A 21,257-nucleotide genomic window follows, 5' to 3' on the forward strand; every position below is an offset into this window, starting at 1 on the left:
TTATCAATGTGCAACGCAATAAAATAACCTACCTGGTCAGGAATGGACAGGCTGTTCAACGGCTTTTTCTTCGAATAGATCGGTTACTGCCCCTTTGGAGGAACAGGATACCAGCCTTGCATATTTACCCAGTGTTCCCCTTGAAGGCAACGCAGGCTGGTTCCACATTTTTTTGCGAGCCTCAAGCTCTTCTTCGCTTAACGAAACGGATAATAGTTTCTGCTCACTATTAATCGTAATCATATCGCCGTCCTTTATGAACGCGATAGGACCGCCAACCTGTGCTTCCGGGGCAATATGGCCGACAACAAGACCATGGCTACCCCCTGAAAATCTGCCATCCGTCAGCAGTGCAACACTCTCACCGAGACCCTTACCTACAAGGATTCCGGATAGTGATAACATTTCCGGCATCCCTGGCCCTCCCTTAGGCCCTTCATAGCGGATGACCAGGACATCTCCTGCGACGATCTTATCCGCCATAACCGCTTTGGATGCTGATTCTTCATCATCAAATACTTTTGCTGGCCCTGTCATGCTCTTAACTTTTAATCCAGATACTTTAGCGACAGCTCCATCAGGTGCCAAGTTTCCTTTTAATACAACAAGTGGCCCATCCTTCCTAAGCGGCTGAGAAACGGGGTGAATGACTTTTTGGCCAGGCTTTAGATCAGGGAACTCTTTTAGGTTTTCTTCAATCGTCTTTCCAGTGACCGTCAAACAATCACCGTGCAGCAATCCTTCTTCTAACAAAAGTTTCATCACAGCCGGAACGCCCCCAGCCTCGAACAGGTCCTGCATAACATATTTGCCGCTCGGTTTTAGATCAGCGATGTGTGGAACTCGTTCTTGGAGCCTGTTGAAATCTTCAAGCCTGAGATCGACCTCGGCTGCATGGGCAATCGCCATTAAATGAAGGATGGCATTTGTTGAGCCTCCCAGAGCCATCACCACCGTAATCGCATTTTCAAAGGCCTTTTTCGTTAAAATTTGTCTTGGGCGCAGGTCAAGTTCAAGCAGCTTGTAGACCGCCTCCCCAGCCGTAAAGCAATCCTCGCGTTTGGCTTCGGTTTCTGCAGGATTCGATGAACTACCCGGCATGCTCATTCCAAGGGCTTCTATTGCGCTCGCCATTGTATTGGCTGTATACATGCCTCCGCACGAACCAGATCCCGGACATGCGTGGCATTCAATTTTATGGAGTCCTGCTTCACCTATCGCTCCCTTGTTATATTGACCGACCCCTTCAAAGGCTGAAACTATGTCAATATCATTGCCATCGAGTTTCCCTGGCTTGATCGTTCCGCCATATACAAAGACCGATGGCAAGTCCATCCGGGCAATCGCCATCATACAGCCAGGCATATTTTTGTCACAGCCCCCGATGGCGACAAAACCATCAAGGCTCTCTCCCTGAACAACCGTTTCAATCGAATCAGCAATCAAATCACGGCTAGGAAGCGAATACCTCATCCCATCTGTTCCCATCGATATTCCATCAGATACGGTGATCGTATTGAAAATCAGCGGCGCACCCCCAGCCTCTCTTGCACCTTCTTTTGCCTTTACTGCAAGCTTATCAATATGTATGTTGCAGGGAGTTACTTCACTCCATGTACTCGCAATCCCAATCATTGGCTTCTTAAAATCTTCATCCTTGAAACCTACCGCCCTAAGCATCGCCCTATTTGGCGCCTTTCTGGCATCATCACTGAATACATGGCTTTTTATCCTTAAATCTTTCTCCATTAGATGTCCCTCCCGATTTTTTATTCACTACAATAACCTTTTTTAAAATGATTTGCAATAATTTTCTAAAAATTTCAATTGTTAAAAATAAGTAAGCGGATACATAAGCTGGGTCTCAAAATTAAAATAAAAACAGCCGGTAAGCTTAAAACGCCCGGCTGTTAACATAATATCTTTATTGTTTCCTTGCCTCTGTCATCTGCTTCCACACTGAGCCCTTCGCTTCCTCTCCTTGCTCGATGCGGGCAATTGCCAATTTAACCTGCATGCTTACCTCGAATTCAGGGTCATCCTCTGCTGCTTTTAAGGCAGGCAGCGCCTGTTCGTCTCCCACTTCGTAAAGAAACATGGCAGCACGCCAGCGCACAAGCTTGCTTGGGTCCTTTAAGGCTGACATCATTTGATTCACCGCTTCTGCGTGTCCTAAATCTGACAGGCAGTCACCTGCAGTTCTTCGAACAGTTACAGTTTTATCCTTTAACGCTTTATACAATAAAGGCAAAGCTTCTTTATCCTCGATCATGCCAAGATATACTGTTGCCAGCCTTCTAATCGATGCCTTCTCATCTTTCAATGCTTTTTCAAGCATAGGAAGGTCATCAACTGTCGGATCTTCCATTTGTTCAAGAAGCTGGTACCTTACACGCCAGTCAGAATTATTTAAATCAGCTTCTGAAATCCTCCGCTTCTTCTTGGCAGATTTAACTTGAGCTTCCACGGCTGGATTTTGCGCAAGCTTGACCAGTTCTTCCAGCCTTTCAGGAGGATACGCTGCTAAAAACTCTTCGACAACGTCATTGCCTACCTGTTCAAACTCCCCATACCTGACTCCAAGTTCCTTCCACTTCCTGACCATAACGATATTATCCTCAGGACTCTGGACCTGGCCGACACTCTTGACAAATAGGTCGGGAAGGCCAAATCGCTTTTCTTCTGTTCCGTCGGTCAATTTCAATTGCATCGGGATTCCTTTATACACCTGCACAAGCACTTTTATTTCTCCAAAATGCTCATTAATCGCAGGTGCCCCGTCTCCTGACCCTTCAGATTCCTCTCCAAAAGCCTTTCTTACCTCAGGAAGTATTGCTTTCCAGTCGAATTTAGCGTTTCTTTCGACCGCAAGAAAATCAGCTACATGGTAAACACCTTTTACCCCTTCAATGTCCAGTATTTTAACAACCACGTCTGGTGCTCCAGCTGCAGAATCCTTTTTGTAGTTATTGCTTTTCCCCATCGGGAGCTCTTTATCAAGATTTATTTTCATTGTATTCGGGCTTGGTGTTGGTTCAATGGATAAAATTTTCATATTCCCACCCCTTTTCATTTTTCAGGAATGAAGCCATTTTAACATAACAGGAATTAGTTAGCATTCGAAGCCACTTAATACATTTGGCCGCAGAATGAAGATCCCTAACTTACCGTCCGAGATTGAAGAAAAAAACGGACCAACGGCGAAATAATGATTAAGTAATGGCCATCTCTGGAAGAGATGGCCTCACCTGTAGACAAAATTCGATGAATATCGAGCCTGCCTACAGGCTTTTATTCTTTGAAAATTAGTCTGTTGATTTCCGTTCAAGACGCTTCTTAAATTATTGTCATCGCCTTGATGAGGGACAGTATTTCCGTGATTTCCTCTTTTATCATCCGTCATTACTTTTATGACGGACATTGAGTTGCCAAAAACTTAAAAAAGTATTTGACATTGTACTCTAGACAATAGAAAAGGCCTGGAATCCAGGCCTTATTCATTTTCAGCAAGTTCGCTCAAATAGCTCCATCTTTCAATCAGATGTTCAAGCTGATCATTTAGTTCCGTTTCTTCATTCACCAATGCCTGTCCCTTTTCAAAATCGCTGCCGATGTTCGCCATTTCTGACTCTATTGCTTTAAGGCGATTTTCCGTTTCAGCAATTTTATCATCTATTTCATCCCACTCTTTTTGCTCCATGTACTTCATTTTCTTCTTCTTTTGTTTTTCGACAGGTTCAGCTTTCTCCTTTTTCGGAGCAGAGAATTCCGTTTCTGGTTTTGGCCGCTTTTCGAGATATTCTGTATAATTCCCATGATACAGGGCTGTCCTGCCCTCCCCTTCAAGTACCAATAGCTGGTCGACGACTTTATCAAGGAAGTACCGGTCATGCGAAACTGAGATAACTACCCCTGGGAAGTCTTCAAGGTAATCTTCTAATACAGTCAGTGTCTGAGTATCGAGATCATTCGTCGGCTCATCCAGCAACAGGACGTTCGGTTCCTCCATTAAAAGCTTTAACAGATAAAGCCTGCGCTTTTCACCGCCTGACAGCTTCCTGATGAGAGTACCATGTGCATATGGGGGAAATAAGAACCTTTCGAGCATTTGGGCAGCGGATATCGTCTTGCCATCAGTTGTCTGGACAATCTCAGCCGTTTCCTTCAGATATTCGATCACCCGTTTGCTCTCATTCATATCTTCGTTTTCCTGTGTATAGTAAGCTATTTTGACTGTTTGACCAGTAATGATTTCGCCAGAATCAAGCTGGATCCTGCCGGACAGGAGATTCAGCAGCGTCGACTTCCCTGTGCCATTCCGCCCAATAATCCCCAATCTGTCGCCCGGTTTAATCAACAGACTAAAACGGTCTAGGATGACCTTGCCATCATATTTCTTGGAGGCTTCCTTTAACTCCAGCACCTGCTTACCTAGCCTGCTCCCGCTTAAAGAAATTTCAAGCTTTTCAGATGATTTGACATTTGATACCTCTTCATCAAGCTGGTCAAAACGCTGGATCCTGGCTTTCTGTTTAGTCGTCCTCGCCTTCGCTCCACGTCTGATCCACTCAAGCTCCTGCCTGAATAAGTTCTTCTTTTTTTCAAAGGTAGCAGCTTCATTTTCCTCGCGGACGGCCTTCGCCTCAAGGAAGCTCGCATAGTTCCCTTTATAGCTGTATAAAGAGCCGCCGTCCAGTTCAAACATCCTGTTCGTCACCCTGTCCAGGAAGTAGCGGTCGTGGGTTACAAGTAACAGTGAACCTGAATACCTCGATAAATAGTCCTCAAGCCATTTGACTGTTTCATAATCAAGATGGTTAGTAGGTTCATCCAGAATTAACAGATCTGGCGACTCAATCAAAACTTGTGCCAGGGCAACTCTTTTTTTCTGTCCGCCGGATAGCTCATTCATTTTCCATGAAAAATCAGTGATACCTAACTGCATTAAAATTGATTTAGCAGCAGTATTGGCATCCCATCCATCAGAACTGTCCATTTGCCTCTGAATATGATACAGCCTCTCCTGTAGCGCTGTATCATCAGGGTTGCTGCCCAGTTGTGATAGGACCGTTTCATAATCTCTCATCAATTTAAGAATTGGAGCTTCCCCACTGAAAACCTGATCGAGGACACTGCGGTCAGGTTCCATCTCTGGCTGCTGAGATAGAAATGAAATTTTATAGTCCTTCGGAAAAATAATATTGCCTGAATCAGGCTGGTCAAGGCCAGCGACAATTCTCAGCAATGAAGATTTGCCGGTTCCATTAACTCCGATCAGGCCGACTCTCTCCCGCTCGCCAATCGTAAAGGAAACTCCTTTAAATAATTCTTTTTCTCCGTATGTTTTCGTCACGTTTTCGATCGTGATCATTTTCATGCCTTACCATTCCATTCACTGTAAAATTGGGCGAGGAAGGTTTCCATGAAATGATGCCTCTCCTCCGCCAGTTGCTTTGCATGAGCAGTATTCATTTTATCTTTTAGCTTCAACAATTTTTCGTAAAAATGATTGACCGAAGAACTGTTCCCAGTACGATATTCTTCAAGCGTCATTTCCTCCCGGACATTCAAGCCAGGGTCAAAGATCGGATGTCCCTTCTTGCCGCCAAATGCAAAGGTCCTGGCAATCCCGATTGCCCCCAATGCATCCAGCCGGTCAGCATCCTGTACAATTTCAGCCTCGATGCTATTCAGATTAATCTCCCTGCCACCTTTAAAGGAGACGGTTTCAATACAATCTTTTATCTTTTGCGCAGTATGGCTATCCAGTTTAAGTCCTTGCAAAAAGGAATCAAGCTTTGCCCATCCTGCTTTTTCTGACTCATTCAATTTCTCATCCGGAATGTCATGTAGCAAGGCTGCCATTTCGATAATGAACCAATCGCCAACCTGTTCTTTGCTCCAAATGAGGCGGGCATTCTTCCTGACTCTGTCGATATGATGCCAGTCATGGCCTGAAGAATCCTTGCCAAGCTCTGTTTTTACAAACAATTCTGCTGCATCTATTATTTCTTTCATTACTGCACCTTCTTTCCTACCGAAATCATTTTACCATATAGAAGGCCCAGGTCTGTATTGAATGTATTTAGATAAAGTGATTTAAGAGAATTTTGTCCATCCTGCAATGGTTTTCTCTCAACCTATCTGACATTTTCGACTATGATTTGTAACGTTTAGTACGATAAGAGGCTGCTGCCTGGCAATTTCAACTCTTCGCCACCGTACATAACCTATTGGAATTCTCGAAAAAAAGAAAAAGTGCCAAAATGGCACTTAAACTTCTGCGTTATTCCAGCTGATTCCAACGGTATGCTCGCCGGCATGGACTCCTATAACGGCGCCAATTGGGCAGCTGAAAAAATTAATGTCAGGAAACTGGGTTTCAAGCTGATTCTGCCATTCATCGCCTACCTCTTTGTGCAGGCCGTACAGAATGTAAACTTCTTTGATTCGATGTTTTTGATGGGCTGAATTCAAATACTCAAATATTTTTTCCTTTGCCTTTTTATCGCTTCGGACCTTGTCCTTCGTATTCAACCCGCCATCTTCGATACTGATGATTGGTTTAACACTCAGCATGCTCCCCAGGTAAAATTGTACTCCCGACATGCGTCCGCTTCGATGAAGCTGCTCTAAACTGCCGATCATAACATAGGTCTCGTTGGAATCCCGCAGGATCTCAAGCTTCTCCTTAATCTCCTCAATTTCCAGACCTTGTTCCGCTAAAGCGATTCCCTTCTTTAGTTGGGATGTAAGCGGATAAGACAACACCTTTGAGTCAAAGTTGATGACAGGAATATTAACAGCCTGTGAAGCCTGGACACTTGATGCCACAGTACCACTCAGCTTTGAAGATAAAAGGACTGAAAAGACTACATCATAATCTTTTTGGAGCTGCTCGTACAACTCCATAAAAACACCTACAGGAGGCTGTGAAGTTTTAGCTGGATTTTTCAGTGTCTTTAACCTTTTATATAATTCATCTGCAGTCAAGTCCTTGCCATCCAAATACTCTACATCATCTAATACGATCGTCATTGGGACTTGGTAAACGTCCGGGTGGTTCTTTAACTCCTCATCCAGATAGGCTGTACTGTCGGTAACCCATGCGATTTTCTTCAAATAATCTCCCCCTTTTCATTTTTGTCTAAAATCGTAACGTTAATAGATTATTCTGAAAACTACACACAAATTCCTGCCTGGAGAGGCAGGAAATATTATTCACCTAATAATTTTTTCAGGTTTTCCAGTGAAGCCATCGTATAGTCAATCATTTCTGTCAGGTCATCGATTTGATCCTCGTAAACCAGGCGGTTGAAGGAGACAGTCGCTCTATTTTTTACTAGTGATTTTTTTTCAAGCGGAGCAAGCTGGGCGATTTGGTTAATCGCCCGGTCCCTGCCCCAAATGTCTTCAAGTACTTCCTGGACAGCATGATAAACGCTCATTTCATTATGATGAATGAGTGAAAAAGAAATACCGACCATACATCCCGCCAGCTGATTTGCACTTTCACTTCCCAACAGCTCAGCAGCGAGATTCTCAAGACCTGCTTGGATCGTCATCGTGGCTGACAATGAAGAAGATTCATAACCGGCAAGACTGAATGAAATTTCATATTTACGCGACAGCTTTGCGGTATTGATCCAATCATTGCGGTCAGTAACGACAATTTCTCCGCTTAAATCCCTGTCATAAATTTCACCTTCGACTACGACCTTAATGTTTTCAAATGCTGTCGGGTCAAACATGAGTTTCCACTCCTATTCTTCCTAGAACAATCCTACTGCGTTTCCATCCTCATCAACATCCATATTCAATGCTGCTGGCAGCTTTGGCAGCCCAGGCATCGTCATTACTTCACCCGTCAAAGCGACAATGAATCCAGCACCTACAGATGGCTTCAATTCTCTAACAGTGATTGTAAATCCAGATGGCCTTCCAAGTTTCTGCGGATCATCGGATAACGAATATTGAGTCTTCGCCATACATACAGGAAGCATGCCCCAGCCATGTCCTTCAAATTCTGCCAGCTGCTTCTTCGCTTTTGGTGAAAATTCGACTCCATCAGCACCATACACCTGGCGAGCAATTGTCTGAATCTTCTCTTCCAGTGAATCTGATAAATCGTATAAGTGAGCGAATGTATTCTCGCTATGCTCGATCACATCCAACAGTCTCTCAGCAAGTTCAACGCCCCCGGCGCCGCCTTTTTCCCATACTTCGGTCAGTGCAGCCGGTATTCCTGCTGCTTCGCACAATTCAATCAAGGTATTTGTTTCAAGCTCAGTATCTGTGATGAATCGATTGATCGCCACTACATATGGCAGACCAAAGCTTGAAATCGTTTCAATGTGCTTTTTAAGGTTCGTAAAACCATCTCTTAATGCCTGGACATCTTCATTTACAAGCTCAGTCTTTTTCATGCCGCCATGCATTTTCAGTGCACGTATCGTTGCAACAATCACAACTGCTGCAGGCTCGATTCCAGCAGTTCTAGCTTTGATGTTCAGGAATTTCTCTGCTCCAAGGTCAGCCCCAAATCCTGCTTCTGTCACGACAAAGTCTGCAAGCTTGGATGCAGCTTCAGTAGCAATCACACTATTGCAGCCATGGGCGATATTCGCAAACGGCCCTCCGTGGATCAATGCCGGAGTATGCTCGATTGTCTGTACAAGATTTGGCTTTACAGCTTCCTTAAGCAGGAGTGTTAATGCCCCTTCAACTCCCAAATCGCCAACAGTGACTGGCTGCCTGTTATAGTTATAGGCTACAACCATTTTTGCCAGTCTTCGTTTCAAATCCTTCAGATCGCTGGCTAAGCAAAGGACTGCCATGATTTCTGAAGCAACGGTAATATCAAAGCCATCTTCCCGCGGAACCCCCTGTAAGGGTCCGCCAAGACCGATGACAACTTTTCTTAACGCGCGGTCATTCAAGTCAAGCGCCCTTTTCCATACAATCCTGCGCTGGTCAATATTAAGCAGATTTCCTTGCTGAAGATGGTTGTCAATCAATGCTGCCAGGGCATTATTCGCAGTGGTGATCGCATGAAGGTCTCCTGTGAAATGAAGGTTGATATCCTCCATTGGAAGAACCTGTGCAAAACCGCCTCCAGTAGCTCCGCCCTTGATCCCCATCGTAGGGCCCAAAGAAGGCTCGCGCATCGCAATCATTGTTTTCCGTCCAAGCTTGTTCAATGCATCAGCAAGTCCTACAGTCACTGTGGATTTTCCTTCTCCAGCTGGAGTTGGATTAATCGCGGTAACAAGAACGACCCGACCGCTTTCTTTTGTCTTAAGTTTAGCTAAAGCTTCCGAGGAAAGCTTAGCTTTATATTTTCCAAACAGCTCAATTTCACCGGCATCAAGGCCAATGTTGGCTGCAATTTCAACAATTGGCTTCATTTTACTATCACGAGCAATTTCAATATCTGACTTAACTTGAATATTTGTTTCCATTCCCAATCCCCCCAGATATTCTCTATATGCTTACCACCTTATATTTTACCATCACAGCAAAGCAATCTGGTAAAAAAAATGTTACTGTCATAAAAATTTCCCTTTAGTCAATTGCTCCGCAAAAGAAATCAGATTATAATAAAAATTACTAAAATTCAGCTCACTAAAGGGAGGTAATCTTTTGCCGATTAAAATTCCCATGCATCTTCCCGCGAGAGAGATACTTGAGGATGAAAATATTTTCATCATGGATGAAGGCCGCGCAGAACGGCAGGACATCCGCCCACTTAATATACTTATCTTAAATTTGATGCCTGAAAAAGAAAAAACCGAAAGACAGCTGTTGCGTCTTCTTGGAAACACACCTCTTCAGGTGAATATAACATTCTTGAAAACTGCTACATATGAATCTAAAACCACATCACAATACCATCTTGAGGAGTTTTACCAGACCTTCAGCCAGGTAAAAGAAAAGAAATACGACGGAATGATTATTACCGGTGCGCCAATTGAGCTTTTGAATTTTGAAGAAGTAGATTATTGGGGTGAACTGAGAGAGATTCTGGACTGGACAATCACTAATGTTACATCCACTTTGCACATTTGCTGGGGTGCCCAGGCCGCATTATATTATCATTATGGAATTAGAAAATACGAGCTTCCTACAAAGTGTTCTGGCATTTACAAACATCAGGTACTGGATAAGAAGGAAAAACTGTTAAGAGGATTTGATGATGAATTCCTGGCACCTCATTCCCGGAATACTGATGTTTCAATAGAGGAGTTAACTAATAAAGCAGAACTGAAACTGCTGGCGTCGTCTGAGGCAGCGGGACCCTTGATTATTTCTTCAAGGGATGGAAGAAGAATCATGATCACCGGCCATCTAGAATATGAAGCATCAACCCTTGGAGAAGAATATGCGCGTGACAGGGCTAAAGGCATTAGTATCAATATGCCGGAAAATTATTTTCCGGGAGACAATCCTGAACAACAGCCACTTAATCTCTGGCGATCCCATGCCCACTTGTTCTTTTCCAATTGGCTCAATTACTATGTATACCAGGAAACCCCTTATAAATGGGATTAAAAAAGGCATCGATTTCTTTTCGATGCCTTTCACTTTCTATAAGGTTCTTTTTGCAAACATTTAAGTTGGCAGTATTACAGTATACTGCATTTTCTAGCTTTGCGGGGCATAGTAAACTTCTTCGAATGGCTGGACGACGACAAAGCCTTCCCCACTGAATTTCATTTGGATCGATTCTCCGCTGCCCCGGCCAAGGAAAGTTTTTAATGTGATGTCCGTGACGAATTCTGGCTGGAGAGTGCCTGACCATGCTACTGTGGCATTAGGATCTGTATAGACAGGATTTTCCGGACTGACAAGCAATGTCAATGGTTCATAATGTGATGTGATCGCTACCATCCCTGTACCTTCCAGCCTGACGTTGAATAATCCACCTGACATCATTCCGGCAACACGGCGCATCAGCTTGATATCCCAACTGATAGATGGTTCGAATGCAAGCAGATCATTGCCGTTTACATATATTGCTTCGTTCTGTAAATTCAGGATGGAAATTTTCTTTCCCTGGTCAGCCAAATAAAGCTTTCCATTTCCAGCCGCTTTCATTAGAGAAGTTCCCTCACCAGTTAATGCCTTTTTAAACATCTTGCCAAGACCATGCTCGAGGATGCCTTCCCGCTCGAACTTAATATTTCCCCGGTAGGATACCATCGCTCCTGCCTTGGACCATACTTGTCCGTTCAGATTGATTTCAAGCATCCGAGGTGTTTCGATTTCAAACAATCCTTCACCCTTATCTTGTTGTTTTGTGTTGTTTACAAAGTCCTCGATTGAATAACGGCTCATACTAACTGCCTCCTTATTTAAAAGCTCTACCCTTAACATTGTCGTTTAACATTACAAAGCAAAATTGATTCAGAAATTTTTCGATTTATTTGATTGAGTAAGAACTCTTTATGACGTGGGAATTCTTGACAAAAATCCACGCCTGAAAACAAGTTATTTCAAAAGCTTAAACATAAACACCCACATGAAAGAGAGAGATTGCTGAAGCTCAACTGGCAGGGACCCGAGCGAATGCTTTGAGGCTGCCTTTTTGAAGACTCCATACTCGCCTGTCTTTTTCCAGCCGTTTTCTTCTGCTAGCCTTTCAAGCTCCCAAGGCATGATAGTATTGCAAATCACTTCTTCTCCGTATAATCTCCTGTAGCTGTTCACTCTGGGACCTGCAGTCGGACCGAGGATGCCTATGCAGGCATAACCGCCCGGTTTAAGGATTCTCCCCATTTCTTCCAAAGATTCATAGGGACTGATTGTCCATTCAAGCGAATTGATTGCCATGACTGCATCAAATGCGTGGTCCGGACTTCCACTGTCCGATATGTTGGCTTTACAAAAAGTAATATTTCCATTGAGCGGATTCAGCCTTGCTTTCTCGAGCATTTCTTCAGATACATCAATCCCGGTGACAACATAACCTGCTTCAGCTAATTTCTCAGAGCCGATGCCATCCCCGCAGCCTAAATCACAGACATGGGAACCTGGAGGAACAAATTTTCTTATAAATGGGACAATATCTTTTCGACTGCCTGTTTGCCACATCCCCCTGCTCCGTGAATTCCAGGATGCAGCCAATCCGTCCCATTGTTTCTCTGACTCCACTTCCCAATTGAAAGATTTCATAAGCTCACCTGCCCATATCAATACTGTTCTCCTAATAGTTATTTCGCTATGGATACATGAATTCCTCTTAAGTTTATTTTTCTTGATAAAGTGCAAGACTAGGAGGGTGAAAGGAGAGATTCCAAATGGAACAAGAACAGTTAGTTGCCATACATAAAAACCATGCTGGTGAAATCATTAGCTTCCAAACTTCAAGCGGGAGGATCATTTCCTATCGCAAGGCATTGCTCGAAGCCTCATCTGGCACGATATCCGGGGTCAATATAAATGAAGATGCTGAAGGCTCTGCATCTCTAGTGTCTGAGGCTGGAGTCGATTTTGACCATTTTCCTGATATTTATTAAAGCAGTAAACAATGAAGGTGATATGCTTGCCTGTTGATTTCTGCCCCACTAAATATTCGCATTTACACAGCCAAGATAAATTAAACACCTGACGGCTGTCAGGTGTTTAATTTATTCTTCATCGTTTTGTTTTTGGATGGCCCTTAATGATTCGACCCGCGATTCGTCTTCTTCAAAGAATTGTACAAGGTCGCCAATTCTGTCGATTGCATCCCAGCTAAGATGATGTTCGATTCCTTCGACATCATTGTATATGTTTTCTTCCTTTACGCCTATCACTTTCAATAATTGTTCAAGTAATTCATGGCGGTAAACTAACCTTTTGCCCGTTTTGATCCCTTTAGGGGTCAGCACCAGCCCCCGATATTTTTCATAGACTAAAAACTGGTCCTTATCGAGCTTCTGAACCATTTTTGTTACCGAGGAGGGATGGACCGACAATGCCTCAGCGATATCCACCACCCGGGCATAGCCTTTCTGTTCAATTAAAATAAAAATTTGTTCAATATAATCTTCCATACTAGGTGTTGGCATCCCTGGACCTCCAATGCATAAACAATAGCCATATTAAAGTGTACTATAGAAGGCCATATGTGACAAGGCGCTAACGTTCTTGCTTGACAGGCTCATTTGCTAAATCAAATTTTAATTTATTCTCCTGTGCATCCCAATGTAGTCTAGCGGCAAAGGTCTTGTCTTTGCTCTGGAAGCCCTCGATCACTTCAGTGCTTCCTTCTGCAAGCAGTTTTTTAATATTTTGTTGAGTAACCGTTTTTCCAAGGATTTGCTTGTTAAGAGTGAAATTGCATTTTGTTTTTTGATAGTTAGAACAGCCATAGAATGATCCTTTATCCACGACCATCCCATCGCACTTTTTGCATTTGCCCAGATTGCTGCTCCGTCTAGTCTTTCCGCTCTTTTTTCCGGGGACGAAGGCGCTAGTCAATTCATCTGAAAATGTCCACTCAGCTGATCCTTCAGAAGTTTCACTTACCAGATGTTTGATCATCTTTGATGTTTGCTCAATGAATTGCTTTGGAGAAGCCTCTCCCTCACCAATTTGATGCAGTCTTTGTTCCCATTTGGCTGTCATTTCTGGTGATGCCAGAACTTGTCCACCAATAGCCGTAACCAGGATTTTCGCCTTGGCTGTTGCATACACAAGATTTTTACGCACCTCGATATACGCTCGGTCCTTAAGCATTGTAATGATTCCCGCTCTTGTCGCTTCCGTTCCAAGTCCTTCAGCCTTCATCAAAACTTTTTCAAGTTCCTTGTCCTCTATATGCTTGCCTGCTGTCTTCATTAAGGTGATCAACTGGCCTTCTGTCAGTCTTTTGGGTGGCTGTGTCTTGCTTTCTTTTACCTCTGTTTTCAAAACAGTTCCAGTTTCACCTTGCTGGACAGCCGGCAGTTCTGGTTCCTTATCGGACTCTTTTTGGGGAAGAACCTTCTTCCAGCCTTCATCCAGCTGGACCTTCCCCTTTGAAATGAATTCAGCCCTGCCATCGACGACGGTCTTGATTGTTGTATACTCAGCTGCATAAGGTCCATAATGGGCGGCAATCAAGGTCCTTGCGAGCAAATCATAGAGTCTTAGCTCATCACCTGAAAGCCTGCTCAGGTTTGGCACTTGTTCCGTTGGGATAATCGCATAGTGATCAGTAACCTTTTTTTCATTCACATAGCGCTTATTATTTTTGATAGAGGCAACTGGCAGCGGGAAGAACGGCTGATAATCAGTGATTGCCTGCAGTTTGTTTATAATCGACGGAAACCCTTCCGCTTCACCAGGAGTTACATATCTTGAATCGGAACGGGGATAAGAGACAATGCCCCTTTGATAGAGACCCTGTAAAATATCCAAGGTTTTTTTGGGGGACATTTTAAACCGGCGGTTGGCTTCCGCCTGAATTGCTGACAGATTATACAATAGCGGAGGAAGGAATTCCTTCCTTTCAGAAGTGACTTCGGCCGCTTCCGCTGCTTTACCATTACAAAAAGCGGCGATTTTTTCGGCCATTTCCTTTGAAGAAATTCTTGAGTCTCCATCCTTTTCCCATTTGCCGCTGTATTTCTTGCCATTGATATTGAACTTGCCATTCACTTCCCAAAACGGTTCCGAAACAAATTTTTCTATTTCAAGTTCTTTTTTTACAATCAATGCTAGAGTTGGTGTCTGTACCCTGCCGACGGAAAACACGTCCGAATACCCTTTTTTCTGCAGTAAGATTGTATACAGTCTGGAAGCATTCATACCGACCACCCAGTCTGCGCAAGCTCTAGTATAAGCCTCAAAGTACAGGTTCTTTGTATCCGATTCATTCAATAACTTTTGGAATCCTTCTTTGATCGCTTTCGGGGTCAGTGAGGAAATCCACAGCCTTTTCATCGGCTTGGTACACCCCGCAAGACGGAGGACATTCCTGATGATCAGCTCTCCCTCACGCCCAGCATCGCCTGCATGGATGATTTCAGAAACGTTCGGGTCTGTTGCCAGCTTTTTTATAATGGCAAATTGCTTCGCTTTTGATTTGACTACTTCGTATTGGAATTGTTCAGGAATGATCGGCAATGTTTCTAGTGACCACTTTTTCCAGACAGGATTGTATTTTTCCGGGGCTGACAGTTCTGTTAAGTGGCCAATCGCCCAGGAAACATAGGCACCTTTAGGAAAGATATCATTGGGCAGGATTTCTATGAATCCTTCCCTCTTTTTCGTTTTGAAGACGGAGGCCAGCGTTCTGCCCTGGTCAGGCTTTTCCGCAACGATCAGTTTCATATTCTCCTCCTGTGGCTCTTTAATAAAGACAGATTTCGCAAGATAACCCTCTAGGAAATTATTTGTGTCCTTTTACAAAGGGTTACTTTACGCAGTTTGCAATATTACTTTATTCCGAGCTCAACTTTACCTTTTGTTTGCAATGCCAAAGTTAATGAAGAACCCTGAAAAGTTTTGGCGGATTTTTAATCTCGAACTCTATTTTATATGTTTGTCGATATGTGCGTAAAGGACTTTTATCTCATATTCATTTTCACCAATATTGCAATAAAGGATAAAGAAGTGTAAAAAAATATGTCCTCTAATATTCTAGTAATTTCACTCAGCAAAAAAATATAAACAGGCAGCTGATTGCTCAGCTGCCTTCAAAATGTTAATTCTCATATGGCTCTATTATGTTTTGGTCATTGATGTACCATCGATCCCTGGAAACGACTGCTGAAACGGTCAAGATCAATGAAGGAACTTTTTCAATCCGCACCACTATTGCACCAACCAGCTGCTGAAAAATCACGAATGATTCGCCATGGCTGAATGCTGCCCATTGAGGACCCATGATGGCAATGGAACGAATGATTTCCTCCTTCTCACGTTGATCAAGGGAAAGATGCGGGGAAAATATGATGATCCAATCCTCATCATCAATCGAAAAACGGTACATGCCCTCACCCTTTTAAAATCATAATTGACTATTAAAAGATATGACAAGGTTCCGTGGATTATACCCCGACGATGGAATCATTTAGGACTCTGGATATCCTTAACCCTCGATTCAGCCTCAAATCGATCAGTGAATCCCCGGTATTGATCAGTGCTCTTAATGGCTCATACGGATCGACCATCAGGATTGTCCCTTCTTCGCCGCTGCTCAGAAGTACCCTGCGGCCTACCAGGCTGTCCATAATCCGAAATAGGAAAACTAGCATGATTTGCGGATCAAACTTGCCAAATACATCATTTTGCATCTGAGAAATGACAATATGGAAAGGCTCTGCCTGATGGTATACTCTTGACGACGACATTGCATGATAGACGTCAGCAATTGCAACGATCTTTGCCAGTTTGTCTATCTTTTCACTGCGTAAACTGAAAGGATAACCCCCGCCGTCTTCACGTTCATGATGCTGAAGGGCAATCAATGCCACTCTCTCACTAATTTCCGGAATATCCTGAAGCAGCCTGTAGCCATAGACTGTGTGGCGCTTCATCTCCCTGTATTCTTCCTGTGTCAGCCTGCCCGGTTTATTAAGGATATCTGCCGGCACACGCGCTTTCCCAATGTCATGCAAGGTTGCGCCAATAGACAGGTCTAGCAGCTCCTCCTGGCTCAAATTCAGCCACTTGCCGATCAATGTTGCAATTATCCCGACACAGACAGTATGTCTGTATGTATATTCATCTTTAGACTTCAACTCATAGAATAAGTGATAAATATGCGGAATCTCGGCAGCCTGCCTGATTACCGGCATAATCTCATTTTTGATTTCCTCTACAGGTACAACACCTGTTTTGGCAACGATGTCAAAGATTTCTTCAATTTGCCTCGAAGCGTCATCAATCTTCTTAGAAATCTCTTCAAGCTTGTTATTTACTGCAATCTGGGGTGTATGGTCCCGAATGGTATTCCCATTCCTGATTGAATCTAATAAATTTTCTATTTCGATATCAGTTAAGGACGTTAACGCTGATGGAGTGGTCTTCTTCATAAATACCCTCCTCTGAGCTTTTTTATTAAGAAACTATTATAGCGAAGATTATTTGTATTACAGATGGATATTTAGTTTCAAGCAGTAATAGATTTCTTAAATGTTTACTGAACATAGCAAGTTATAATCATCGTAAAAATTCATAAAAGTTTTTTGTGTAGAAACAATAATATGAAATAGACTATTAAAGAAATAATAACAAATTTTTCCGTAAATAGAAACTTAGACGAGATATTATTTGTTTATTTTAAATTAACTTAATTTTTTGATTATTTATTTAGAATACGCTTACATTTCTTGACTGAATATTGCCCAATATTGTATATTTAATACATCATTTAATAAATATTTGCCATGTCAAAGTGCAGGTGTTTCCATTAGATGATAATATTCAACTTTGGCACAGTAATGTGTCTCGAAAGACATGGGAGGAAAGTTTAACATGCAAAATGGTAAAGTAAAATGGTTCAATAATGAAAAAGGTTTCGGTTTCATCGAAGTAGAAGGCGGGGACGACGTATTCGTTCACTTCTCAGCAATCCAGGGTGATGGCTATAAGTCTTTAGAAGAAGGCCAGGAAGTTTCTTTCGAAATCGTCGAAGGAAACCGTGGACCACAAGCTGCAAACGTAGTGAAACTATAAATAAAAAAATTGAAGGCTGGCGCTTGCGCCAGCCTTTTTCATTGCATATTAAATACATTATTTCAGTTTGCTTCCGCATGACTTTATTTGGTTTCCGACCGTACATTCCGTGATGCAGAATCTGTGAGCAAATCTTTTTCCATTCTCAAGCTGGTGGTGCTTCTTCAGGAAGCAGCCATTGCAATACGTACTGAGCAATGTTTCTACCTCTGCAAGGATTTCCTTCCGTGTCAATCTCTTCCCGCCTTTCCCATTGGCTTATAATATTTGCATTTTACTGTTGATCATTTTTCCCTGCAGGGCCTGCGTAGCCAATTTATCCGCCTCTTTATTTTCTTTCCTGCCAACGGGATGATATTTAGGGTGTAAGCCGAGCTCCTTAATCTTATTCTCAATCCGATCGAGCCAGCGGTTCAGAGTCTCCTCATAACAAGGCCATTCTCCTTCAAGCTGCTTTAATACTACCTGGGAATCTCCCGTGAATTCACAAGACATATTTCGGACGCCCATATCCTCGAGAATCGTCAAAGCAAAATAAAGTGCGGCGTATTCCGCTTCATTGTTTGTTTCAAGCTCATCAAAAACTTCATTTGCACGGAGCCTGTATTTTTTCTTCCCTTGCTTGAAATAGATAATCGCACCAAGTCCTGCTTTATTGGAGTCCCTGTCAAAACCTCCATCGAAATAAACAGTCAGGTCATGGGGTTCCTCTTCTACTTCTGCAAGCAGCTTACGCATTTCTTTAATACTCCATGAAGTCCCAATTTCATCTATGAAAAAAATTCCGCCGGCCTTACCCGATTTCTCCAAATCCTCAGCAGCTTGCAGAGCGAGTTCACCATCCAGGAAATCGGAGCTGAACAGGATCGTTTCGATTCCTTTAGATTTAAATTCCCATTCTAATTTATATTTCATGTTTTCAACCCCAATCTCATCAGGATTTAAGTCCTCCCTGGCATTTTTGTTATATTTTTAGTTATCTTACCCATTTTTTATGCCAGTTACAATGAAAACGTACCATGAATACTTTGAGGATCATCTGCATTTTTTTATATGATAATAATGCTATTATGATACACTATCTATTATGTGTATAAACAACAAGGGGGGATCTTTTTGATCGAAGTATACATTGACGGCGCAAGTGCCGGCAATCCAGGTCCCAGCGGAGCAGGCATTTTCATAAAAAGTTCAGGAGAGGTTTTCAGGTATTCAATTCCTCTTGGCGTCATGTCTAACCACGAAGCTGAATATTATGCCTTTATAAAAGCTTTGGAAATTTGCCAGGAAAAAGGCTTCAATGTCGTATCATTCAGGACCGATTCTCAGCTCGTAAATGCAGCTGTCGAAAAAGAATTTGTTAAGAATAAACTATATGCTCCTCTTCTGGCACAAGCTTTGGAGCTTGCCGGACAATTTGACCTGTTCTTCATGAAATGGATTCCATCAGGAGAGAACAAAACAGCAGATGAACTGGCCAGAAAGGCAGTCAGAGACAACAGTATGAAAGGAACAGAAGAATGATTAAAGCATCCATCTTCGCAGATTTAAGTTTATTATTTGTTGCTCTCATCTGGGGAGCGACCTTCGTGCTCGTCCAAAGTGCCATTTCATTTCTTGAGCCATTTTCCTTCAACGCAGTCCGTTTTACTGCAGCTGCCGTCCTTCTCGGCCTTTGGCTTATAGTGTTCGAGAAGGACCAGCTAAAGAAACTAGATAAAAAATTGATGTTATCAGGTATGATGCTCGGCTTCTGGCTGTTTATCGGCTATGCTTTCCAGACACTTGGCCTCTTGTATACCACCTCGTCTAAAGCGGGTTTCATCACCGGGCTTAGCGTTGTGCTTGTCCCTTTGCTGATGATCGGGATTTTAAAGCAGCGGCCTGGCGTCAATTCGATTACCGGAGTCGCTGCTGCTACTTTAGGGTTGTATCTTTTGACAATGTCGGATGTATCAAGCCTAAATATCGGAGATGGATTCGTACTTATCTGTGCCGCGGGATTCGCACTCCATATAGTGTTTACTGGAAAATTCAGCAGCAGCTACCCTACACTCCTATTGACGACAGTGCAAATTTCTACTGTTGCGGTTTTATCAGCCATATTTTCCGTGATTTTCGAAGATTGGAAAAGGGTGTTCAATCCGGAGGTCATTTATTCAGCTAATGTCCTTGTGGCTTTATTGATAACCTCCATACTGGCTACTGCACTGGCGTTTTTTATCCAGACAAATTTCCAGAAGCACACAACAGCGACCCGTGTCGCCCTTATTTTTGCTATGGAGCCCGTATTTGCTGCGATTACTGCTTATTTCTGGGCAAGTGAAAGGCTGACATACATTGCTTTGGTTGGCTGTTCCTTGATATTCGCAGGTATGGTATTCGCCGAATTGCCATCAGGCAAGCTTGAACATTTGGTTAGAAAAAGAATCACAAAAAAAGAGGCTGACTCCAAAGCATGATTGCTAAGGAGCCAGCCCTTTCTTATACTGCGAGCAGTTCAATTTCTTTTACGAATCGAAGTGCTGCTTTCCGGGACTCTATTTTATTAGAAGCGAACGTTTCCAGCAATGAAATATAAAAGCTTCCATCAAAATCCTTTTGAGCCTTAAGGGTGATTTCAATTGCTGCATTTGTGACCTCATCCGTTGAATTCGTATATTGCTGCCCGAAATAAATAAAGCCCACCGCGTCCTCACGCAACTGAAACCCTTTGCTCTTTAAATGAAGCAAATAATCTTCAACTGTCCGCACTGACTGAATCAATCCTCTCTTCAAGCCATCTTCTAATAAAATCTTACCCTAAATTTCATGGTTTTTCTACCGTTTTTTTGAAAATTGGTAACCAGCAAATCCCATGAGCATGCCAAGCAGTGCGCCGCCAAGAACCTCTTTTGGCTGATGTCCAAGCATCTCCTTTAGTGGATCAGGAGCTTTTTCTTCGAACTCGACTGGATCGTCTTCATTGATTTTGTCGATTAATTCATCAAGGTCATTCACTTTTAAGGTAAGCTCCCCTGTTTGCCTTCTGATGCCCTGGGCATCGTACATAACAATCATGCCGTATACAAGGGACAGGGCGAAATCCACTGTCCGCACGCCTTTTTGAAGGGCGATATAAGTAGTTAATGATGATACACCGGCTGAATGGGAACTTGGCATGCCGCCGGACGCAAAAAACAAATCAGGTTTCCATTCCTTTGTCTTTGCATAATGAACAGGTATTTTTAAGGCTTGTGCAAGCCCGATACTTGATAGAGCAATAGCTACACCTTTATTCATCGTCAGTCACCTCCATCTTATTTTGAAGAAAAATGAGTGCTTTTATTCTTGGCAGTTCATAATAAGAATTAAGCTGTATTAATTAGACAACCTATAAAGGTTAATTCACAATTCTAATGATTTTTAAACAAAAAAATTTCTGGAGGTGTTTTTATGAGCAAAAAGGGAAACAGAGGAACAAAGGCTCCAGGAGTCAATCCGCAGGGCTACGGCCAGGATGCAGGGTTTTCTGAAGAGCCGAAATCAAAGCTGGAGAATGCTGCCAAAAAAAAGAACACAAAGTAAATCGGTCTGCTCACGATCAGTGATTGAATCATCCTTTTGGA

General features: G+C 42.9%; 23 protein-coding genes. 6 read left to right on the forward strand and 17 right to left on the reverse strand.

The window, feature by feature from the left end:
* Positions 1–36: 36 nt before the first annotated feature.
* The 7 genes from ilvD to M3204_RS08265 form a co-directional block, all read right to left on the reverse strand.
* Positions 37–1,749, reverse strand: a complete 1,713-nt coding sequence (gene ilvD / locus M3204_RS08235) for a dihydroxy-acid dehydratase (RefSeq protein ID WP_251480705.1) — start codon at positions 1,747–1,749, stop codon at positions 37–39.
* Positions 1,750–1,924: 175 nt separating this feature from the next.
* Entirely contained in the window at positions 1,925–3,055 is a 1,131-nt protein-coding gene (locus M3204_RS08240) for a conserved virulence factor C family protein (protein ID WP_251480707.1), read from the reverse strand.
* A 438-nt stretch (positions 3,056–3,493) separates the two neighbouring features.
* Positions 3,494–5,377 carry an ABC-F family ATP-binding cassette domain-containing protein gene (locus M3204_RS08245; RefSeq protein WP_251480709.1) on the reverse strand — a complete coding sequence of 628 codons (1,884 nt, stop codon included), beginning with the start codon at positions 5,375–5,377 and terminating at the stop codon, positions 3,494–3,496.
* A complete protein-coding gene (locus M3204_RS08250) occupies positions 5,374–6,018 on the reverse strand; it encodes an HD domain-containing protein (RefSeq protein WP_251480711.1) in 645 nt (214 codons plus the stop codon). Before M3204_RS08250 ends, M3204_RS08245 begins: the two co-directional genes overlap by 4 nt.
* A 255-nt stretch (positions 6,019–6,273) precedes the next feature.
* The gene (locus M3204_RS08255; protein WP_251480713.1) at positions 6,274–7,122 is read right to left on the reverse strand and encodes a DegV family protein; all 849 of its coding nucleotides are present in this window, start codon (positions 7,120–7,122) and stop codon (positions 6,274–6,276) included.
* A 95-nt stretch (positions 7,123–7,217) separates the two neighbouring features.
* Positions 7,218–7,751, reverse strand: coding sequence for a hypothetical protein (locus M3204_RS08260; protein WP_251480715.1), 534 nt, complete (start codon positions 7,749–7,751; stop codon positions 7,218–7,220).
* A gap of 21 nt (positions 7,752–7,772) precedes the next feature.
* Positions 7,773–9,461, reverse strand: a complete 1,689-nt coding sequence (locus M3204_RS08265) for a formate--tetrahydrofolate ligase (RefSeq protein WP_251480717.1) — start codon at positions 9,459–9,461, stop codon at positions 7,773–7,775.
* 181 nt (positions 9,462–9,642) lie between these two features.
* On the opposite strand from M3204_RS08265, the gene metA reads away from it, so the two are divergent.
* Positions 9,643–10,551, forward strand: a complete 909-nt coding sequence (metA, locus tag M3204_RS08270; protein ID WP_251480719.1) for a homoserine O-acetyltransferase MetA — start codon at positions 9,643–9,645, stop codon at positions 10,549–10,551.
* Positions 10,552–10,644: 93 nt separating this feature from the next.
* Here metA and M3204_RS08275 read toward each other — a convergent pair whose 3' ends face one another.
* Together M3204_RS08275 and M3204_RS08280 are read right to left on the reverse strand one after the other, a co-directional pair.
* On the reverse strand, positions 10,645–11,337 hold the full coding sequence (locus M3204_RS08275) for an AIM24 family protein (RefSeq protein ID WP_251480721.1): 693 nt from the start codon (positions 11,335–11,337) through the stop codon (positions 10,645–10,647).
* 153 nt (positions 11,338–11,490) lie between these two features.
* Complete coding sequence (locus tag M3204_RS08280; RefSeq protein WP_251480723.1) at positions 11,491–12,174, reverse strand: class I SAM-dependent methyltransferase; 684 nt, start codon at positions 12,172–12,174, stop codon at positions 11,491–11,493.
* A gap of 125 nt (positions 12,175–12,299) precedes the next feature.
* On the opposite strand from M3204_RS08280, the gene M3204_RS08285 reads away from it, so the two are divergent.
* Positions 12,300–12,518, forward strand: a complete 219-nt coding sequence (locus M3204_RS08285) for a DUF3892 domain-containing protein (protein WP_251480726.1) — start codon at positions 12,300–12,302, stop codon at positions 12,516–12,518.
* A gap of 111 nt (positions 12,519–12,629) precedes the next feature.
* Here M3204_RS08285 and mntR read toward each other — a convergent pair whose 3' ends face one another.
* From mntR to M3204_RS08305, 4 genes are all read right to left on the reverse strand, one after another.
* Positions 12,630–13,052, reverse strand: a complete 423-nt coding sequence (mntR, locus tag M3204_RS08290) for a transcriptional regulator MntR (RefSeq protein ID WP_251480728.1) — start codon at positions 13,050–13,052, stop codon at positions 12,630–12,632.
* Positions 13,053–13,122: 70 nt separating this feature from the next.
* Complete coding sequence (locus M3204_RS08295; protein ID WP_251480730.1) at positions 13,123–15,300, reverse strand: DNA topoisomerase III; 2,178 nt, start codon at positions 15,298–15,300, stop codon at positions 13,123–13,125.
* A gap of 373 nt (positions 15,301–15,673) precedes the next feature.
* Positions 15,674–15,961, reverse strand: a complete 288-nt coding sequence (locus M3204_RS08300) for a hypothetical protein (protein WP_251480732.1) — start codon at positions 15,959–15,961, stop codon at positions 15,674–15,676.
* 58 nt (positions 15,962–16,019) lie between these two features.
* Positions 16,020–17,006 carry an HD-GYP domain-containing protein gene (locus tag M3204_RS08305; RefSeq protein ID WP_251480734.1) on the reverse strand — a complete coding sequence of 329 codons (987 nt, stop codon included), beginning with the start codon at positions 17,004–17,006 and terminating at the stop codon, positions 16,020–16,022.
* A gap of 442 nt (positions 17,007–17,448) precedes the next feature.
* Here M3204_RS08305 and cspD point away from each other — a divergent pair, with 442 nt between their 5' ends.
* Complete coding sequence (gene cspD / locus M3204_RS08310; RefSeq protein WP_023627628.1) at positions 17,449–17,649, forward strand: cold-shock protein CspD; 201 nt, start codon at positions 17,449–17,451, stop codon at positions 17,647–17,649.
* Positions 17,650–17,706: 57 nt separating this feature from the next.
* On the opposite strand, the gene M3204_RS08315 is transcribed toward cspD, so the two are convergent.
* Together M3204_RS08315 and M3204_RS08320 are read right to left on the reverse strand one after the other, a co-directional pair.
* Entirely contained in the window at positions 17,707–17,883 is a 177-nt protein-coding gene (locus M3204_RS08315; RefSeq protein WP_251480735.1) for a zinc-finger domain-containing protein, read from the reverse strand.
* 24 nt (positions 17,884–17,907) lie between these two features.
* A complete protein-coding gene (locus tag M3204_RS08320; RefSeq protein WP_251480737.1) occupies positions 17,908–18,564 on the reverse strand; it encodes a reverse transcriptase-like protein in 657 nt (218 codons plus the stop codon).
* A gap of 201 nt (positions 18,565–18,765) precedes the next feature.
* Here M3204_RS08320 and M3204_RS08325 point away from each other — a divergent pair, with 201 nt between their 5' ends.
* Together M3204_RS08325 and M3204_RS08330 are read left to right on the forward strand one after the other, a co-directional pair.
* Entirely contained in the window at positions 18,766–19,173 is a 408-nt protein-coding gene (locus M3204_RS08325) for a reverse transcriptase-like protein (protein WP_251480739.1), read from the forward strand.
* Positions 19,170–20,111, forward strand: a complete 942-nt coding sequence (locus tag M3204_RS08330) for a DMT family transporter (protein ID WP_251480741.1) — start codon at positions 19,170–19,172, stop codon at positions 20,109–20,111. Before M3204_RS08325 ends, M3204_RS08330 begins: the two co-directional genes overlap by 4 nt.
* Before the next feature lie 22 nt (positions 20,112–20,133).
* On the opposite strand, the gene M3204_RS08335 is transcribed toward M3204_RS08330, so the two are convergent.
* Both M3204_RS08335 and M3204_RS08340 read right to left on the reverse strand, forming a co-directional pair.
* Positions 20,134–20,403, reverse strand: a complete 270-nt coding sequence (locus M3204_RS08335; protein WP_251480771.1) for a DUF6123 family protein — start codon at positions 20,401–20,403, stop codon at positions 20,134–20,136.
* Positions 20,404–20,469: 66 nt separating this feature from the next.
* Complete coding sequence (locus M3204_RS08340; RefSeq protein WP_251480743.1) at positions 20,470–20,931, reverse strand: divergent PAP2 family protein; 462 nt, start codon at positions 20,929–20,931, stop codon at positions 20,470–20,472.
* Between the two features lie 153 nt (positions 20,932–21,084).
* On the opposite strand from M3204_RS08340, the gene sspL reads away from it, so the two are divergent.
* A complete protein-coding gene (gene sspL, locus M3204_RS08345) occupies positions 21,085–21,216 on the forward strand; it encodes a small, acid-soluble spore protein L (protein ID WP_251480744.1) in 132 nt (43 codons plus the stop codon).
* The last annotated feature ends 41 nt before the right edge of the window (positions 21,217–21,257 follow it).

The sequence above is a fragment of the Mesobacillus subterraneus genome, from assembly GCF_023715485.1.
GTDB lineage: Bacteria > Bacillota > Bacilli > Bacillales > Cytobacillaceae > Mesobacillus > Mesobacillus subterraneus_B.

Coding starts and splice junctions, on each gene's coding strand:
- ilvD (WP_251480705.1), bottom strand. CDS start 1,749: ATGGAGAAAGATTTAAGGATAAAAAGCCATGTATTCAGTGATGATGCC.
- M3204_RS08240 (WP_251480707.1), bottom strand. CDS start 3,055: ATGAAAATTTTATCCATTGAACCAACACCAAGCCCGAATACAATGAAA.
- M3204_RS08245 (WP_251480709.1), bottom strand. CDS start 5,377: ATGAAAATGATCACGATCGAAAACGTGACGAAAACATACGGAGAAAAA.
- M3204_RS08250 (WP_251480711.1), bottom strand. CDS start 6,018: ATGAAAGAAATAATAGATGCAGCAGAATTGTTTGTAAAAACAGAGCTT.
- M3204_RS08260 (WP_251480715.1), bottom strand. CDS start 7,751: ATGTTTGACCCGACAGCATTTGAAAACATTAAGGTCGTAGTCGAAGGT.
- M3204_RS08265 (WP_251480717.1), bottom strand. CDS start 9,461: ATGGAAACAAATATTCAAGTTAAGTCAGATATTGAAATTGCTCGTGAT.
- M3204_RS08275 (WP_251480721.1), bottom strand. CDS start 11,337: ATGAGCCGTTATTCAATCGAGGACTTTGTAAACAACACAAAACAACAA.
- M3204_RS08280 (WP_251480723.1), bottom strand. CDS start 12,174: ATGAAATCTTTCAATTGGGAAGTGGAGTCAGAGAAACAATGGGACGGA.
- M3204_RS08285 (WP_251480726.1), top strand. CDS start 12,300: ATGGAACAAGAACAGTTAGTTGCCATACATAAAAACCATGCTGGTGAA.
- mntR (WP_251480728.1), bottom strand. CDS start 13,052: ATGCCAACACCTAGTATGGAAGATTATATTGAACAAATTTTTATTTTA.
- M3204_RS08295 (WP_251480730.1), bottom strand. CDS start 15,300: ATGAAACTGATCGTTGCGGAAAAGCCTGACCAGGGCAGAACGCTGGCC.
- M3204_RS08300 (WP_251480732.1), bottom strand. CDS start 15,961: ATGTACCGTTTTTCGATTGATGATGAGGATTGGATCATCATATTTTCC.
- M3204_RS08305 (WP_251480734.1), bottom strand. CDS start 17,006: ATGAAGAAGACCACTCCATCAGCGTTAACGTCCTTAACTGATATCGAA.
- cspD (WP_023627628.1), top strand. CDS start 17,449: ATGCAAAATGGTAAAGTAAAATGGTTCAATAATGAAAAAGGTTTCGGT.
- M3204_RS08320 (WP_251480737.1), bottom strand. CDS start 18,564: ATGAAATATAAATTAGAATGGGAATTTAAATCTAAAGGAATCGAAACG.
- M3204_RS08330 (WP_251480741.1), top strand. CDS start 19,170: ATGATTAAAGCATCCATCTTCGCAGATTTAAGTTTATTATTTGTTGCT.
- M3204_RS08340 (WP_251480743.1), bottom strand. CDS start 20,931: ATGAATAAAGGTGTAGCTATTGCTCTATCAAGTATCGGGCTTGCACAA.
- sspL (WP_251480744.1), top strand. CDS start 21,085: ATGAGCAAAAAGGGAAACAGAGGAACAAAGGCTCCAGGAGTCAATCCG.